The sequence below is a fragment of the Marinobacter sp. genome (assembly GCF_052091845.1).
Classification (GTDB): domain Bacteria; phylum Pseudomonadota; class Gammaproteobacteria; order Pseudomonadales; family Oleiphilaceae; genus Marinobacter.
Window position 1 is genome coordinate 40617 of sequence record NZ_JBQDCO010000008.1, and the last position, 13569, is coordinate 54185.

General features: G+C 54.9%; 14 protein-coding genes. 5 read left to right on the forward strand and 9 right to left on the reverse strand.

Annotated elements, in window-relative coordinates:
- Window positions 1–23: 23 nt before the first annotated feature.
- The 5 genes from pcaF to paaF are packed head-to-tail and all read right to left on the reverse strand — an operon-like array spanning window position 24 to window position 4845.
- Window positions 24–1271: a 3-oxoadipyl-CoA thiolase gene (gene pcaF / locus ACTHYN_RS04295; RefSeq protein ID WP_441811267.1), complete on the reverse strand. Its 1248-nt coding sequence runs from the start codon at window positions 1269–1271 to the stop codon at window positions 24–26.
- Window positions 1268–1726 (reverse strand): hydroxyphenylacetyl-CoA thioesterase PaaI, encoded by a 459-nt coding sequence (gene paaI, locus ACTHYN_RS04300; protein WP_441811268.1) that lies wholly within the window; start codon window positions 1724–1726, stop codon window positions 1268–1270. Before paaI ends, pcaF begins: the two co-directional genes overlap by 4 nt.
- Window positions 1723–3243, reverse strand: coding sequence for a 3-hydroxyacyl-CoA dehydrogenase PaaH (gene paaH, locus ACTHYN_RS04305; protein ID WP_441811269.1), 1521 nt, complete (start codon window positions 3241–3243; stop codon window positions 1723–1725). The genes paaI and paaH overlap by 4 nt, the downstream gene beginning before the upstream one ends.
- 2 nt (window positions 3244–3245) lie before the next feature.
- Window positions 3246–4037: a 2-(1,2-epoxy-1,2-dihydrophenyl)acetyl-CoA isomerase PaaG gene (gene paaG, locus ACTHYN_RS04310; RefSeq protein WP_441811270.1), complete on the reverse strand. Its 792-nt coding sequence runs from the start codon at window positions 4035–4037 to the stop codon at window positions 3246–3248.
- A 34-nt stretch (window positions 4038–4071) separates the two neighbouring features.
- Window positions 4072–4845: a 2,3-dehydroadipyl-CoA hydratase PaaF gene (paaF, locus tag ACTHYN_RS04315; RefSeq protein WP_441811271.1), complete on the reverse strand. Its 774-nt coding sequence runs from the start codon at window positions 4843–4845 to the stop codon at window positions 4072–4074.
- A gap of 354 nt (window positions 4846–5199) precedes the next feature.
- Between paaF and ACTHYN_RS04320 the strand changes: the two genes are divergently transcribed.
- Together ACTHYN_RS04320 and ACTHYN_RS04325 are read left to right on the forward strand one after the other, a co-directional pair.
- Window positions 5200–5790, forward strand: a complete 591-nt coding sequence (locus ACTHYN_RS04320; RefSeq protein ID WP_441811272.1) for a phenylacetic acid degradation protein PaaY — start codon at window positions 5200–5202, stop codon at window positions 5788–5790.
- A gap of 18 nt (window positions 5791–5808) precedes the next feature.
- Complete coding sequence (locus ACTHYN_RS04325; protein WP_441811321.1) at window positions 5809–6045, forward strand: hypothetical protein; 237 nt, start codon at window positions 5809–5811, stop codon at window positions 6043–6045.
- Window positions 6046–6058: 13 nt separating this feature from the next.
- Here ACTHYN_RS04325 and ACTHYN_RS04330 read toward each other — a convergent pair whose 3' ends face one another.
- The 4 genes from ACTHYN_RS04330 to dctP all read right to left on the reverse strand — a co-directional run bounded on the left by ACTHYN_RS04330 (window position 6059) and on the right by dctP (window position 10385).
- Window positions 6059–7246 carry a CynX/NimT family MFS transporter gene (locus ACTHYN_RS04330; RefSeq protein WP_441811273.1) on the reverse strand — a complete coding sequence of 396 codons (1188 nt, stop codon included), beginning with the start codon at window positions 7244–7246 and terminating at the stop codon, window positions 6059–6061.
- A gap of 149 nt (window positions 7247–7395) precedes the next feature.
- On the reverse strand, window positions 7396–8706 hold the full coding sequence (locus ACTHYN_RS04335) for a TRAP transporter large permease (protein ID WP_441811274.1): 1311 nt from the start codon (window positions 8704–8706) through the stop codon (window positions 7396–7398).
- Window positions 8703–9248 carry a TRAP transporter small permease subunit gene (locus ACTHYN_RS04340; RefSeq protein ID WP_441811275.1) on the reverse strand — a complete coding sequence of 182 codons (546 nt, stop codon included), beginning with the start codon at window positions 9246–9248 and terminating at the stop codon, window positions 8703–8705. The genes ACTHYN_RS04335 and ACTHYN_RS04340 overlap by 4 nt, the downstream gene beginning before the upstream one ends.
- Window positions 9249–9338: 90 nt before the next feature.
- On the reverse strand, window positions 9339–10385 hold the full coding sequence (dctP, locus tag ACTHYN_RS04345; protein ID WP_441811276.1) for a TRAP transporter substrate-binding protein DctP: 1047 nt from the start codon (window positions 10383–10385) through the stop codon (window positions 9339–9341).
- 165 nt (window positions 10386–10550) lie between these two features.
- Between dctP and ACTHYN_RS04350 the strand changes: the two genes are divergently transcribed.
- The 3 genes from ACTHYN_RS04350 (at window position 10551) to ACTHYN_RS04360 (ending at window position 13541) form a co-directional block, all read left to right on the forward strand.
- The gene (locus ACTHYN_RS04350; RefSeq protein WP_441811277.1) at window positions 10551–11291 is read left to right on the forward strand and encodes an enoyl-CoA hydratase/isomerase family protein; all 741 of its coding nucleotides are present in this window, start codon (window positions 10551–10553) and stop codon (window positions 11289–11291) included.
- A gap of 81 nt (window positions 11292–11372) precedes the next feature.
- Entirely contained in the window at window positions 11373–11813 is a 441-nt protein-coding gene (locus ACTHYN_RS04355; protein WP_441811278.1) for a PaaI family thioesterase, read from the forward strand.
- Window positions 11814–11876: 63 nt separating this feature from the next.
- On the forward strand, window positions 11877–13541 hold the full coding sequence (locus tag ACTHYN_RS04360; protein ID WP_441811279.1) for a long-chain fatty acid--CoA ligase: 1665 nt from the start codon (window positions 11877–11879) through the stop codon (window positions 13539–13541).
- The last annotated feature ends 28 nt before the right edge of the window (window positions 13542–13569 follow it).

Consider the following 13569-nt stretch of genomic DNA (forward strand, 5'->3'; position numbering starts at 1 on the left):
GAGTGTTTGTCGGGTCAGCTTATTTATTCGGCGCTGTCTACGCGTTCGATAATCAATGCAATGCCCTGGCCGACACCGATACACATGGTGCACAAGGCATAACGGGCGTTTTGGCCCTGCTGATGACGGCGCTCGAGTTCATTTAAAGCCGTGGTAACAAGGCGTGCGCCACTCATACCCAGAGGATGGCCGAGGGCAATGGCGCCGCCATTAGGGTTTACGTGTTCGGCATCATCTGGCAGGCCCAAATCGCGCAGCACGGCTAACGCCTGGGCGGCGAAGGCTTCGTTCAACTCGATCACGTCCATATCGGCCAATTCCAACCCGGCTGTCTTCAGCACTTTGCGGGTGGCCGGCGCAGGGCCCATGCCCATAATGCGCGGCTCAACGCCAGCCGTAGCCATGGCAACGACCCGGGCGCGGGGCTTGAGATTGTGCTGTTTCAAGGCATCGCCACTGGCGAGTAGCAGGGCGCAGGCACCGTCGTTTACGCCGGAAGCGTTGCCAGCGGTCACGCTGCCGCCATCACGGAAAGGTGTGCCAAGGCCTGCCAGTTTTTCCAGGCTGGTTTCCCGTGGGTGCTCGTCGGTATCAACCACGAGGGGTTCCTGTTTACGGCGGGGAACACTTACCGGCACGATTTCATTATCAAAATGGCCCGCCTTCTGAGCTGCCGCGGTGCGCTGTTGGCTGCGCAGGGCAAAGGCGTCCTGATCTTCCCGGGATATGTTGAAATCGGCAGCAACGTTCTCAGCCGTTTCTGGCATGGAATGAATGCCATACTGTTTTTTCAGCAACGGATTCACAAAACGCCAGCCAATGGTGGTGTCGAACATCTCGGCTTTTCGGCTGAATGCAGAATCGGCTTTGCCCATAACAAAGGGCGCGCGCGACATGGATTCCACGCCGCCGGCCAGCATAAGGCCGGCTTCACCCGTGCGCAGTGCGCGGGCGGCGCTGCCAATAGCGTCCATGCCGGAGCCGCACAGGCGGTTGATCGTGCTGCCTGGCACGTCGATAGGAAGGCCCGCCAGTAGCAGAGACATACGGGCAACATCGCGGTTGTCTTCGCCGGCCTGGTTGGCGCATCCGTATAACACATCGTCTATGGCCGCCCAGTCCAGATCGCCGTGACGGTCTTTCAACGCTTTCATGGGAACAGCTCCCAAATCATCGGCGCGCACCGGTGCCAGGGCACCGCCGTAGCGGCCAACCGGTGTGCGTACCGCGTCTACTATGTAAGCATCTTGCAGGTGTTTTTCGTTACTCATTGATCGTTCTCCGACTGGATGACTTCGCCGCGAACCTGATAGGACTTGCCGCGAAACAGGGCGACCACGTGGCCATCCTGGTTGGTCAGGGTAATGTCGTACACGCCGGTGCGATTGCCACGGGATTGCTCCACAGCCGTGGCGGTCAGTACATCGCCTTCACGGGCGGCAATCATGTAATCAATAGTGCAGCCGGAGGCTACCGTTGCCTTGTTGTAGGTGTTGCAGGCGAAGGCAAACGCAGAATCGGCCAAGGTGAAAAGATAACCGCCGTGGCAGGCACCGTGGCCCTGAATCATGATCTTGGTGACTGGCATCGTCAGCGTGGCTTTGCCAGGAGAAACCTGGGTAATTTTCATGCCCAGGTTTTGGCTGGCCATATCCCGCGAGTACATGGACTCAGCGCAGTCTTGTGCCAGTTTTTGCGCATCGGGTGCGTGGTGTTCGTTGCTCATGAATAGAACCCCTGTTCGGCAAACCGGTTTTTCCGCAGCAGTAGCGCCGGCCGGTAGCGATCTTCGCCGTAGCTATGCTGGATGTGTGTCAGTACTGTGTGCAGTAGGCTTAACCCAAGGTTATCGCTCCAGCGCAGCGGACCTTCCGGGTAGTTCAGGCCGGCTTTCATCGCCAGATCGATATCGCTGATAGATGCCACGCCGTGCAAGACAGCGTCTGCGGCTTCGTTGGCCAGTGTGGCAACAGTGCGCATTACCACCAGGCCCGGGCGGTCAGAAATCTGGCTTACGGCAATGCCCGCTTTTTGCAGCAAAGCGCACGCGTCGTTCACGGCTTGCGCGGATGCCTGGTTTGCAGCGGCAATAGCCAGGCGGCTCGCCTTGGCGTAATCGAAGGCCAAATCCAGAAGAATCAGGTTGTTGCAGGCTTCAGACGACGCGCGCTCGGTGGCCATGCGACCATCGGTGAGAGCCAGTACAGCATCGCCAAAACACAGGCGCCCCGGGCCATCGCGTTCGATGACGTTAAGGCCGCTTTCACGCAGGCGGGTAACCAGTGCCGCAAGCGGGCCTGGGTTGCCTTCCACAATGAGGGCGTCTGCATCACTGCTTGCGGCTTCTGCGGTGGCAGGTTCGGGTTTTTGTGCGCCTTCGGCATAGCTATAAAAGCCCTGACCGCTCTTGCGGCCCAGCCTGCCAGCTTCCACCAGCTCTTTTTGAACCAGAGAAGGCAGAAAGCGGGAGTCCTGATAGTAGGCGTTAAAAACCGAGAAGGTTACGGCGTAGTTTACGTCGTGGCCGATGAGATCAGTCAGCTCAAATGGCCCCATGCGAAAGCTGCCGGCTTCGCGCAGGATGGCGTCGAGTGTTGCGCTGTCGGTAGCTTGTTCTTGCAGCAGTCGCAGACTTTCTGCATAAAAAGGCCGTGCGACTCTGTTAACAATAAAGCCAGGTGTAGAGGTGGCCGTAACCGGCTTCTTGCCCCACTGGACAGCCGTGGCATAAACACTTTGGGCAACCTCGTCGCTGGTTGCCAGGCCTTTGATGACTTCTACCAGTGCCATCAGTGGCGCCGGGTTAAAGAAGTGCATGCCCACCAGGCGCTCCGGGTGCTTCATGTTTGCGCCCAGAGCTGTCACGGAGATGGATGAGGTGTTGGTGGCCAGAATGGCTTTTTCGTCGCAAACGTCCTCAAGGTTGGCCAGCAAAGTGCGTTTGATGTCGAGATCTTCAACAATGGCCTCAATCACCAGACCGGCTTCTGCCAGTTCATTCAGCTCGCTAACCGGCTGGATACGATCCAGAAGCTCATCCAGTACAGATTGCTCCAGCTTTCCTTTATCAACCCGGCGTTGAAGCTGCCTGGCAACGTTCTGGCGACCAGCTTCTGCAGCACCTTCGCGCTGATCGAGCAAGAATACCCGGTGGCCAGCCTGTGCGGCTACCTGTGCTATGCCCGAGCCCATGGCGCCTGCGCCTATAACGGCAACGGAGATGTCAGTGGCAAGTGGCTGCATGCTTATTTCCCCTTGAATTCAGGTGTGCGCTTTTCCATAAAAGCGGCCACGCCTTCGCGGTAGTCGTCGGTGCGGCCAGCCAGGCGCTGTATGTCACGCTCTACCAGTGCTTGTTCTTCAAAGCTGTTGTTGGTACTTGCGTGCAGGGCGCGCTTGATCATTCCCAAGCCTTTGGTGGGTTGAGTTGAGAAGTGTCGGGCCAGTTTCATGGCTTCCTCCTGCAGCGCATCGTCTTCTACGCATTGCCAGATCATGCCCCACTGTTCTGCCTTCTCGGCGCTCAGTTTGTCACCCAATAAAGCCAGACCTTTTGCACGGGCCATTCCGACTGCACGCGGTAGGGTCCAGGTACCGCCCGAGTCGGGAATAAGACCAATTTTACAAAAGGCCTGAACAAAGTTAGCGGAGCGTGCTGCCAGCGTGATATCGCAAGCGAGTGCAATGTTTGCACCGGCACCAGCGGCTACGCCATTAACCGCACAAATGACTGGCATAGGCAGGTCTCGAATGGCCTGCAGCATCGGGTTGTAGTATTTCTCTATGGATAAGCCCAAATCCGGGGCCTCGGCACCCGGCTTTACGGTGCGGTCGGCTAAATCCTGGCCAGCACAAAAGCCGCGCCCGTTACCTGTGAGCAGCATCACTCTTACCGAGTCATCTTTACGAATGGCTTTTAGCGCATCGCGCATTTGCTCATGCATCTCAACATTAAAACTGTTGAGGCTTTTGGGACGGTTCAGGGTGACTTTGGCAATGCCCTGATCGATTTCGAGAAGCACGCTCTGCTCTGTCATGGAAAAATCCTTGTGATGGCAGTGGAACCGGGGCTTAACGCCCGGAAAACTCTGGCTTACGTTTGTTGCGAAAGGCCTCCAGGCCCTCACGACGATCGTCTGTTGCGGCTAAAATGGTGAACGCGTGGCGTTCGAACCGCATGCCCGCGGCAAGATCCATATCTTCCGCCCGCTGCACCGCTTCGCGGGCCAGCTGCACGGCTATCGGGCCTTTGGAGGCTATGGTGCGAGCGATGGCAGTGGCCCGCTCAACGGTAAGTTCCGGTTGGCAAATTTCGCTGACAAGACCAGCCTCCAAAGCCTTTTGCGCATTGATAGCCTCGCCTGTGAGCACCATTTGCATGGCCAGCTGTTGGCCAACGGCGCGCACCAGGCGCTGAGTGCCACCGGCACCCGGCATAATTCCGAGGTTGATTTCGGGCTGGCCGAACCTGGCATTGGTGCCGGCAACCATAATGTCGCCGTGCATGGCCAGCTCGCAGCCACCGCCCAGGCAGAATCCGTTAACCGCTGTGATTAAAGGCTTGGTAAACCGGGCGATGCGTGCCCAATGCTGAATACGAGGGTCTTCGAGCATGCCGACAAGATCACGTGCGGCCATCTCGTTGATATCAGCGCCGGCTGCAAAGGCACGCTCACTGCCGGTAATAACCACGGCGCGGGTGTCGGCATCCGCCTCTGCGGCATCCAGCTCGGTGCTGAGTGCTTCAAGCAGTGCGGTATTAAGAGCATTAAGGGCTTCGGGACGATTAAGCGTTAACAGGCGAACGCCTTGATCCGGCCCTTCTGAGAGCAGTATCTGTGGCATAGCAGTTCCGGCATGTCGTTGTTTTGGTGGTTTTTCGGTAAGGCCTGATGGTTATCAAGGCGGCCTCCGCAGGGCGGTGTTTCGCCTCTTTGATTTGAGCAAAGAGTATAGGTTTGAATTGATACCGGTCAATAATCTCTGGCCTGGTTTTTGTATCACGTTACTGTGCGCCCAAAGAAAGTGCGTATAAATTTTTGATTTGTATGGAGATTATTTTTATTAGCCTTTAGTCTTAGAAGAGGTCGGGTGTCGCTGTATTTATGCTCGCTAGCTTCACGAGTTGTGTATTATCAGTCCTGATACAAAAAATAGTCTTCAAATACAAAAAAACAAACAAGTTACAAGGAGTGCTTTATGCCCTGTTACCGAATTGATGGTGTGACGCCTGTGGTGCATCCATCGGCATATGTTCACCCTACTGCCGTGCTTATTGGCGATGTACACGTTGGCCCGGATTGCTACGTTGGGCCCTGTGCATCCTTGCGCGGGGATTTTGGCCGAATAATAATGGAGCAGGGAGCCAACCTGCAGGACACCTGTGTGATGCATGCGTTTCCCGGGCGTGATGCGGTCATCCGGCGGAACGGCCACATAGGCCATGGCGCTGTGCTACACGGTTGTGTGATAGAAGAAGATGCCATGGTCGGAATGAACGCCGTGGTTATGGACGAAGCTGTTATCGCGACCAGGTCTATTGTCGGTGCCTCAGCGTTTGTGAAAAGCGGCTTTACCTGTGAACCGGCTTCGTTGATTGTGGGCTCTCCGGCCAAAGTGTTGCGCCAACTGAGTGATAAAGAGGTGAGCTGGAAACTGCGCGGCACCCAGGAGTATCAGACACTGACAAAAAGGTGCCTGAAAACCATGACAGAATGCTCGCCGCTAGCCACCGTGGATGCAGAGCGGCCGACATTGCAGATAGGTGGCCATAATTTGAAGGACGAGTAACGCTTGAGTAGAGCCGATATGAGCCCGGAAGAATGGCAGGCTGTTTTAGAGGTTATTCCGGATGTGCGCGACGGTCTGACGCGCACAGAACGGCTTATTCTGTATGTGATACATGAGACCCGGAAAGAACTGAACGGCCGTAACGTACCCACGGTTATGCTCTACGGCAGGGTGCTGGAGTATGTTGATATGAGCGAGGCCGAGTTACATGTGTATCTCGACCGGCTGGGTGTCCGAGGCGATGGCACTTCATAGCGTTTGAGCGCCGTTAATGATCAAGTACATAAAGCCTGCGGCCAGCCCCGAGCCCCGCAATGATGGCGCTAATGGCAATCGTGCCGAGGAAGGCACCAGCAATATTCCAGCTGTCGAACGCTTCATGCAGCACACCAACAAACAACGGGCCCAGTGCCGCCATGGTGTAGCCGAGGCTCTGGGCCATTCCTGACAAGCGCGCAGCGGTTTCTGCATCGCGAGCTCTTACTGCAAGCAGAGTGAGAGCCAAGCTGAAAGAGCCGCCTTGACCCAGCCCCAGCACCAGTACCCACAGCCAGACCCCTTCAATAGGCGCGTAAATACAGCCACAAAGGCCAGCGAGTGTCGCCAGCATAACCAACACCACCATGAAACGCTGATCGCGCATATGGCTGGCTATCCAGGGAGCTGCAATGGCCATGGGCACTTGCGTGAGAATGGATACCGAGAGCGCCAGCCCGGCGTTTACCGGATCAAGCCCCCGGTCTTGCAAAATAGTAGGTAGCCAGCCAAATACTGTATAGGCCAGGGATGACTGCAAGCCCATATAAAAAGCGATTTGCCACGCCAGGCGGTCTTTGAACAGCGATTTCGCCGGCGTGCCAGGCAATTTCGGCACCTGCTTACCATCCAGTTGAAGCCACCAGGCCAGGATGGCAATAACAGCGGGAATGACCCAAAACGCCAGTGCGGGCTCCCAGGCACCGGAAAACGCCATGCGTAGTGGTTCTGTGGTGCCCGCCGCCACTGCGGCACCGGTGCACAGCACGGCGGTGTAAATACCCGTCATAAGGCTTGCGGATTCCGGGAAGTCGCGCTTAACGATGCCGGGCAGAAGTACGCTCATGATACCAATGCAGCCGCCCGCTATAGCCGTGCCCACAAATAAACCGCTCACACCAAGATAGGGCCGCACAGCCATTGCTGCGCCCAGAATGATCAGAGTTACCAATACCGCTCGTTCCATCCCGAGTTTGCGTGCAGCACGGGGAGCAATCGGCGCCGCCAGACCCAGGAGCAGAACGGGCAGGGTAGTGAGCACGCCCTGACCAACGGATGACAGCGACAAGCCCTCACCGATGCTGGTCAAAATCGGCCCGACACTGGTGAGTGCCGGGCGCAGGTTGAGAGCGACCAGCATCATGCCCACGAACATCATTATGGCATTTCGGGTTTGTTGTGGGCTGTTTTTGCGGGTCATAGGTTTATGCGTTAATCCTCGGAGTAGTGTTCTTCAAGGCTGTTTCGACTCAGGTGTTTCTGAATCTTGCCAGTCCCGGTGCCGGGAGGATATAGGTAAGGAGGGGCGCTGTCGTCCCTGACAACTTGGCTATAAGAAGGTGCAGTGGATTAAAAGAACACGCCCGGCAGCCAGGTGGCGATTTCCGGGAAGACCATAATAATTCCGATGGCCAGTATCTCAATCATGACAAACGGCACTACTGAGGTGTATATGTCTTTCATGGTAATGCCTGGTGGCACCACACCTTTCAGGTAGAACAGGTTAAATCCAAAGGGTGGGGTCTTGTAGCCAATTTCCATGTTGATCACGAACAGGATGCCGAACCAGATCGGGTCGAAGCCAAGTGATTTCACGATCGGTATAAAGACCGGCAGCGTGATCAGCATAATACCAACTGGGTCCAGCACCATAGCCAAAACGAACACAATGATCATCATCGCGATGATGATGCCCCAAGAGCCGCCGGGAATGTGCTGCATCAAGCCTTCTATAAGATCCTGCGCACCCATGCTTTGGTATGCCGCGCTAAAGGCGTGAGCGGCAAATAGAATCCACATGATCATGCCCGTGAGCTTGAAGGTACGGATGGCGGCTTCTTGCAGAATGCTCCATTTGAACTGGCGATAGACAGCCGCAGAAATCAGTGAACCGAGCACGCCCATGGCGGCTGCTTCTGTTGGTGTAGTAATGCCGCCTATTATGGAGCCAAGCACCATAAATACGACGCCAATGGGAAGTATCACCGATTTTAACGCCTGGAACTTTTCGGGCCAGGTGCCGCGCTCCTCCGGGGATAACGCTGGCGCCAGGTGCGGCTGCAGGGTAGAGCGTACGAGGATGTAAATAACGGTGAGTACCATCAGTAATATGCCAGGCATGATACCGGCAGCAAACATCTGGCCTACCGACACACCGGTAATCAGTGCGTAGAGAATCATCAGGATGCTGGGCGGTATCAGAATGCCCCAACCGCCACCTGTATTGATCACGCCCAATGCCATTTTTCGGTCATAGCCCCGTTCCAGCATGGAGGGCAGGGCTATGGTTCCCATGGCAACCACCGCGGCGCCACTGATGCCAACCATGGCAGCAAACACCGCGCAGATCACCAGGGTCCCGATGGCTAAGCCGCCGCGAAGGCCTCCGAACCACAGGTGCATCATCCTGTAAAGGTCCTTTGCGACACCCGTTCGCTCAAGCACCATAGCCATGAAAACAAACAAGGGTATGGCAACCAGAGTAAAGCTCTCCATGGTGCCCCAGATCTGCGTGGCCACCATATAGAAGGAATCAAATCCCCAGGTGAAATAGAGGAAGATGACGGACACGCCACCGAGAACAAAGGCCAGCGGCAGACCCAGAATCAGAAAAAACAGCAGCGAGCCGAAAAACAGCAGGGTCAGAATTTCAATGCTCACGACTGCTCTCCTTCAGATACGCTCTGATCCGGGCGGTAATAATCCAGGTTGAATGCAATGGCAATGTCTTCAAGTAGCTTGGCCAGCCCTTGCAGCGCCAGTAATGCTGTCCCGACAGGAATGGCAAGCTTTACCGGCCAGATTGGCGGATTCCAGGCGGAGAAAGAAGTCTCCCAGCCGGATATGGATTCACTGGCCATATCAATGCCGAACCACAGCAGGGCAAGGGTGAAAATGAAAAAAATCAATGAGGTAAAGATGTCCATAAACGCCCGCTTGCGAGGCGATAATTGTGAGTGCAGAAGGTCCACATTTACATGGCCCCTATGAGCCATAATATAGCCCCCGGACATGACAGCATAAACGCCGAAAAGCATCTGGGTAAGCTCGTTGGTCCAGACGGTGGGTGAGTTGAACACATAGCGAAAGCCCACTTCCAGTATCAGGAATGCAAACATGGCGAAAATGAGCAGCGCTACCCAGCGCCCGACAAATTCATTAAGACGAGTAATCCCTCTTATGAATGCGGTCAGAACAGTCATGGCATTCTCCAGGAGGATGTTGGGTTTTCGGGGAGAAAGAGGCCGAAAGTCAAATCCTCCGGCCTCTATTGTTTAACAGCTCTTTATCGTTCAGAGATAACCGAGTTCGGCCAGGAGTTCTTTCACCATTCCCAGCGCTTTTTTGGCGTTGTCGCTACGCTTGGCTTCTTCTTCCCACATTTTCTGTGCTGCCTGTGTCAGCTTGTCCTGAACGTCGTCTGGCAGTTTGTTTACTTCAACACCGTATTCGGCGATAACGTTGGCAAGGGTGCTACGTTCTTTGAAAAGGTATTCGTTAGTACGAATCCAGAACTGCTCGTTGAGCGTGTCCTTGACAATTTTCTGCATATCCTCTGGCAGTTTGTTGAGCGCTTTCTGGTTAACGATGAACACGTCGGTACCGGCTATATTCAGCGCCGGCTTAACGTGATATTTGGCAACTTCATATAAAGACATGCTGGCAGCACCCTGAACAGCCCCCCAGTGGGCACCGTCAACGACACCAGAATCCAGTGCTGAATACATTTCGCTACCGGGCACATACGAGGCCGATGCACCTGCCTCGGTCAGAAACTTTTGCAGAACGCCTGAAGAGCGGATCTTCAAGCTGGTGAAGTCATCCCAGGTTTTGATAGGTTCTTTAACGACCATTTCAGTCGGAAATACTTTTTCCGTTGACCAGTACACGCCATGCTCAGCAGCTTCGTCACGAAGCATCTGCTCAAAACCCATGTTCTTGTGGAAATACGCAACCTCCCAAACGTTGCGGAATGCGAATGGCAGGCCTGAAGCAATGCCCGCGAGGGAGACTTTGTCTTGCGCATAAGAGGCTGCAATTGCACCCATTTCCAAAATACCGCGACTTACGGCGTTGAACGTTTCTTTGCCGCTGAAGAGCGCGCCCGCCTCATACAGTTCCAGTTTTAGGCGTCCATCAGTGCGTTCGTCTAATACCCGCTGAAGGCGCACCAGGCTGTCTTGATAGGAGCTGCTTGCGGCTGGCCAGTGCACCTGTACTTTCCATTTGAAGGTTTCCTCCGCCGCGACTGGCGCAGCACTGAGGGTGGCGCAAAGCCCCAGGGTAAGAGCCGCTGCGTAAACGGCCAGGGTCTTGTTTGCTTTGGCAAAGAGATTCATGGCTGTGCCTCGTTCGTTGTTGTTAATGATAGCCTTTTGGTTTCACTGTGCAGAACGTCAAACTGCTGTGTGAATTTTATGTTTGTGAATCTATCATAGGAGTGTGCTTTTGCAATAGTATGTTTTATACGAAACCGACAGAATTGTCCTGATAAGGATAGCCCAATGATCGACATTCAACAGTCTCAACGTGTTCTTCATCTTGTGATCAACCGGCCGGGTAAGAAAAACGCTCTTACCCGGAATATGTATGAGCAACTGAGTGCTGCCATAACCCGTGCCAATTTCGACGAGACGGTAAGCGCCATAGTTATCTCCGGAGCGGGAGATGTGTTCACCGCTGGGAATGATCTGGAAGATTTCAGGGCTCGCGCCACAGACGATAATCCGGAACCTTCCTCCGGGCTGGCATTCATTGAGACGCTGATGGACTGTGATACCCCGGTCATCGCCGCTGTTGAGGGCTTGGCCATTGGTATCGGCACCACGTTGTTGTTGCATGTTGATGTTGTGGTTGCCGCCGGGAACGCGAAATTCAAGACGGCTTTTGTGGATCTCGGGTTAGTGCCCGAGGCAGCCTCAACCGTAACCATGCCTTTGCATCTGGGCGCTCGAAGGGCGACGGATTTGCTGCTGTTGGGAGAGTTGATTACTGGTAAAGAAGCTCAGGAGTGTGGGCTGGCCAGCAGGGTTGTTGAAGATGGGCGGGCAGTGGCCGAAGCGTTGAGCCTTGCCGGAAATCTGGCGGACAAACCCCGCGAAGCCCTGCGGGCGAGCAAGCGGCTGATCCGGGCGCCGTGGCGCGAACAGGCAAAACAGGCGTTGGAGCGAGAGCGCGAGGTGTTTTCGGAACGGCTTCGTTCCGACGATTGCCGGGCAGCCCTGGATAGATTAGCCCGGCGCTGAACGGTGCTGTCGCTTTTGATGACGGTGTATTGAGTGTCGCCAGAGTGTGTAATGGCAAACCTTGCGAGGAGTGAGAGTGCGATGAGTAAACAAGAACCCCTTTATGTCGACGGCACAGATTTGCCCGGCTTTCACCGTGTGCTCGGTTACCGCCAGACCTCGTGGGAGGAGAATGAGGCGGTCATGGAGTTGGATTTGCAGCCCGAGCATTTAAACATGGGGGGCGTTATCCATGGTGGGGTGCTTTCGTCGCTGCTTGATATTGCCCTGGCTCAGGCTGGCACCTACTGCCCCTACCCGGGGCGTGTGCGTAAAGCCGTTACTCTGACGTTAACCACAACGTTCACAGGCCAGTGTTCGGGCGGGACTATTCGGATTACTGGTCGCAAGCGCGCTGGTGGCACACGCATTTTCAACAGTACCGGTGAGGTTCATGACGACAAGGGCAATCTGCTGGCGATCGGCGAAGGCACGTTTCAGATCCGCTCTGGCAGTGAAAAACCAGAAGGGGTTTCTCTTTAAAAAGTGTCCTGACCTGTCCGCGGTGCGGGTAGGCTAATTTTAACTCTCGGGAGAACAATAGCCATGTTTACACGCCACTATGGAGTCTGGCCCAAAGAATTACCCAAGACCCTGACGTTACCGAAAACCAGTATCTTTACCAACCTGGCCATCTCGGCTTTGCGCTACCCTGATCACACGGCCATCATTTTTTATGATGCACCCGTAACCTACCGCCGCCTGTTGGATGAGGTAGAAACCATGGCAGGTTATCTGCAGGCCCAGGGTGTTAAAAAGGGCGATCGGGTACTGCTTTATATGCAGAACTCGCCTCAGTATGTGATCTCTTACTACGCCATTTTGCGTGCCGATGCGGTGGTCGTACCTGTGAACCCGATGAACCGGGCTGCCGAACTTGAGCACTATATTGCGGATACTGGCTCGGCCATGTGTTTGGCGGGCCAGGAGTTGGCGAAGTACATTGCGCCGGTACTGGAGAAAACCGATCTCGAACAGGTGGTGGTTGCGTCATACAACACATATATCAATCCGGACACCGACCTGGACTTACCCGGGGAAGTTGCGGCTCCTGTATGGTCAGATAACGTTCCGGGCCTGGTGAGTTGGGAAAGTGCCATGGCTGCTGGCCACGTTCCGTCGGCGCACACTGCTGGCCCGGAAGATCTGGCGGTAATCCCCTTCAGCTCCGGCACTACAGGAACGCCGAAAGGCTGCATGCATACGCATCGTTCGGTGATGGCAACGGCAATACATCGAGTGACATGGAGCCAGAGCACGCCTGACAGTGTGCATTTGGCCACTTTGCCCTTTTTCCATGTGACCGGTATGACCGGCTCTATGAATGGGCCAATTTTTACGGGGTCTGCGTGTGTCATTATGACGCGCTGGAACCGCACCGTAGGGGCCAAGCTCATTGAGCGTTATAAAGTCACCGCCTGGACCAACATTGTGACCATGGCCGTGGATTTTCTTTCCAATCCTGAAGTTGAAAAATACGACCTCAGCACCCTTGTTACGATTAGTGGTGGTGGGGCAGCCATGCCGGTTGCCGTTGCAGAAAAACTGAAGAAACTGACGGGTCTGCAGTATATAGAGGGTTACGGTCTGTCAGAAACCATGGCAGCGACTCACATGAACCCCGTTGCCAATCCCAAAGCCCAATGCCTGGGTATCCCTGCCTTTGATGTAGATAGCCGAATTATTGATCCGGACACCCTGGAACAGAAAGGGCCAGACGATGTGGGTGAGATAGTCTCGTTTGGCCCCCAGGTCACTATTGGATACTGGAACAGACCGGCTGAAACCGATGTGGCGTTTATCGATATTGACGGTAAGCAATTCTTCCGCACTGGCGACCTGGGATATTACGACGAAGACGGTTATTTCTTCATGGTTGATCGCATCAAACGAATGATCAACGCGTCCGGGTTCAAAGTGTGGCCCTCAGAAGTTGAGGGGCTGATGTACCAGCACCCTGCTATTCATGAGGTATGCATTATATCAGCGCCGGATGCTAAGCGTGGTGAAACTGTAAAGGCCTGTATCGTGCTGACACCCGACGCCGAACACCACACCAGTGTTGAGGATATTACCCGTTGGTGTAAGGAGCAGATGGCGGCTTATAAAGTGCCTACGATTGTCGAGTTCGTGACCGCCCTTCCAAAGTCGCCCACGGGTAAGCTGATGTGGCGGACGCTTCAGGAGGGTGAGTGGAAAGAAACGGACTGAACCGTTGTTTGATCATTTGGAGGATCGA

What these genes read in the sequence shown, in the direction of transcription:
- ACTHYN_RS04340 (WP_441811275.1), bottom strand. Translation starts at nt 9,248, where the DNA reads ATGACTGTTCTGACCGCATTCATAAGAGGGATTACTCGTCTTAATGAA.
- ACTHYN_RS04325 (WP_441811321.1), top strand. Translation starts at nt 5,809, where the DNA reads ATGAGCCCGGAAGAATGGCAGGCTGTTTTAGAGGTTATTCCGGATGTG.
- ACTHYN_RS04330 (WP_441811273.1), bottom strand. Translation starts at nt 7,246, where the DNA reads ATGACCCGCAAAAACAGCCCACAACAAACCCGAAATGCCATAATGATG.
- ACTHYN_RS04360 (WP_441811279.1), top strand. Translation starts at nt 11,877, where the DNA reads ATGTTTACACGCCACTATGGAGTCTGGCCCAAAGAATTACCCAAGACC.
- pcaF (WP_441811267.1), bottom strand. Translation starts at nt 1,271, where the DNA reads ATGAGTAACGAAAAACACCTGCAAGATGCTTACATAGTAGACGCGGTA.
- paaF (WP_441811271.1), bottom strand. Translation starts at nt 4,845, where the DNA reads ATGCCACAGATACTGCTCTCAGAAGGGCCGGATCAAGGCGTTCGCCTG.
- ACTHYN_RS04350 (WP_441811277.1), top strand. Translation starts at nt 10,551, where the DNA reads ATGATCGACATTCAACAGTCTCAACGTGTTCTTCATCTTGTGATCAAC.
- ACTHYN_RS04355 (WP_441811278.1), top strand. Translation starts at nt 11,373, where the DNA reads ATGAGTAAACAAGAACCCCTTTATGTCGACGGCACAGATTTGCCCGGC.
- ACTHYN_RS04320 (WP_441811272.1), top strand. Translation starts at nt 5,200, where the DNA reads ATGCCCTGTTACCGAATTGATGGTGTGACGCCTGTGGTGCATCCATCG.
- paaI (WP_441811268.1), bottom strand. Translation starts at nt 1,726, where the DNA reads ATGAGCAACGAACACCACGCACCCGATGCGCAAAAACTGGCACAAGAC.
- dctP (WP_441811276.1), bottom strand. Translation starts at nt 10,385, where the DNA reads ATGAATCTCTTTGCCAAAGCAAACAAGACCCTGGCCGTTTACGCAGCG.
- paaH (WP_441811269.1), bottom strand. Translation starts at nt 3,243, where the DNA reads ATGCAGCCACTTGCCACTGACATCTCCGTTGCCGTTATAGGCGCAGGC.
- paaG (WP_441811270.1), bottom strand. Translation starts at nt 4,037, where the DNA reads ATGACAGAGCAGAGCGTGCTTCTCGAAATCGATCAGGGCATTGCCAAA.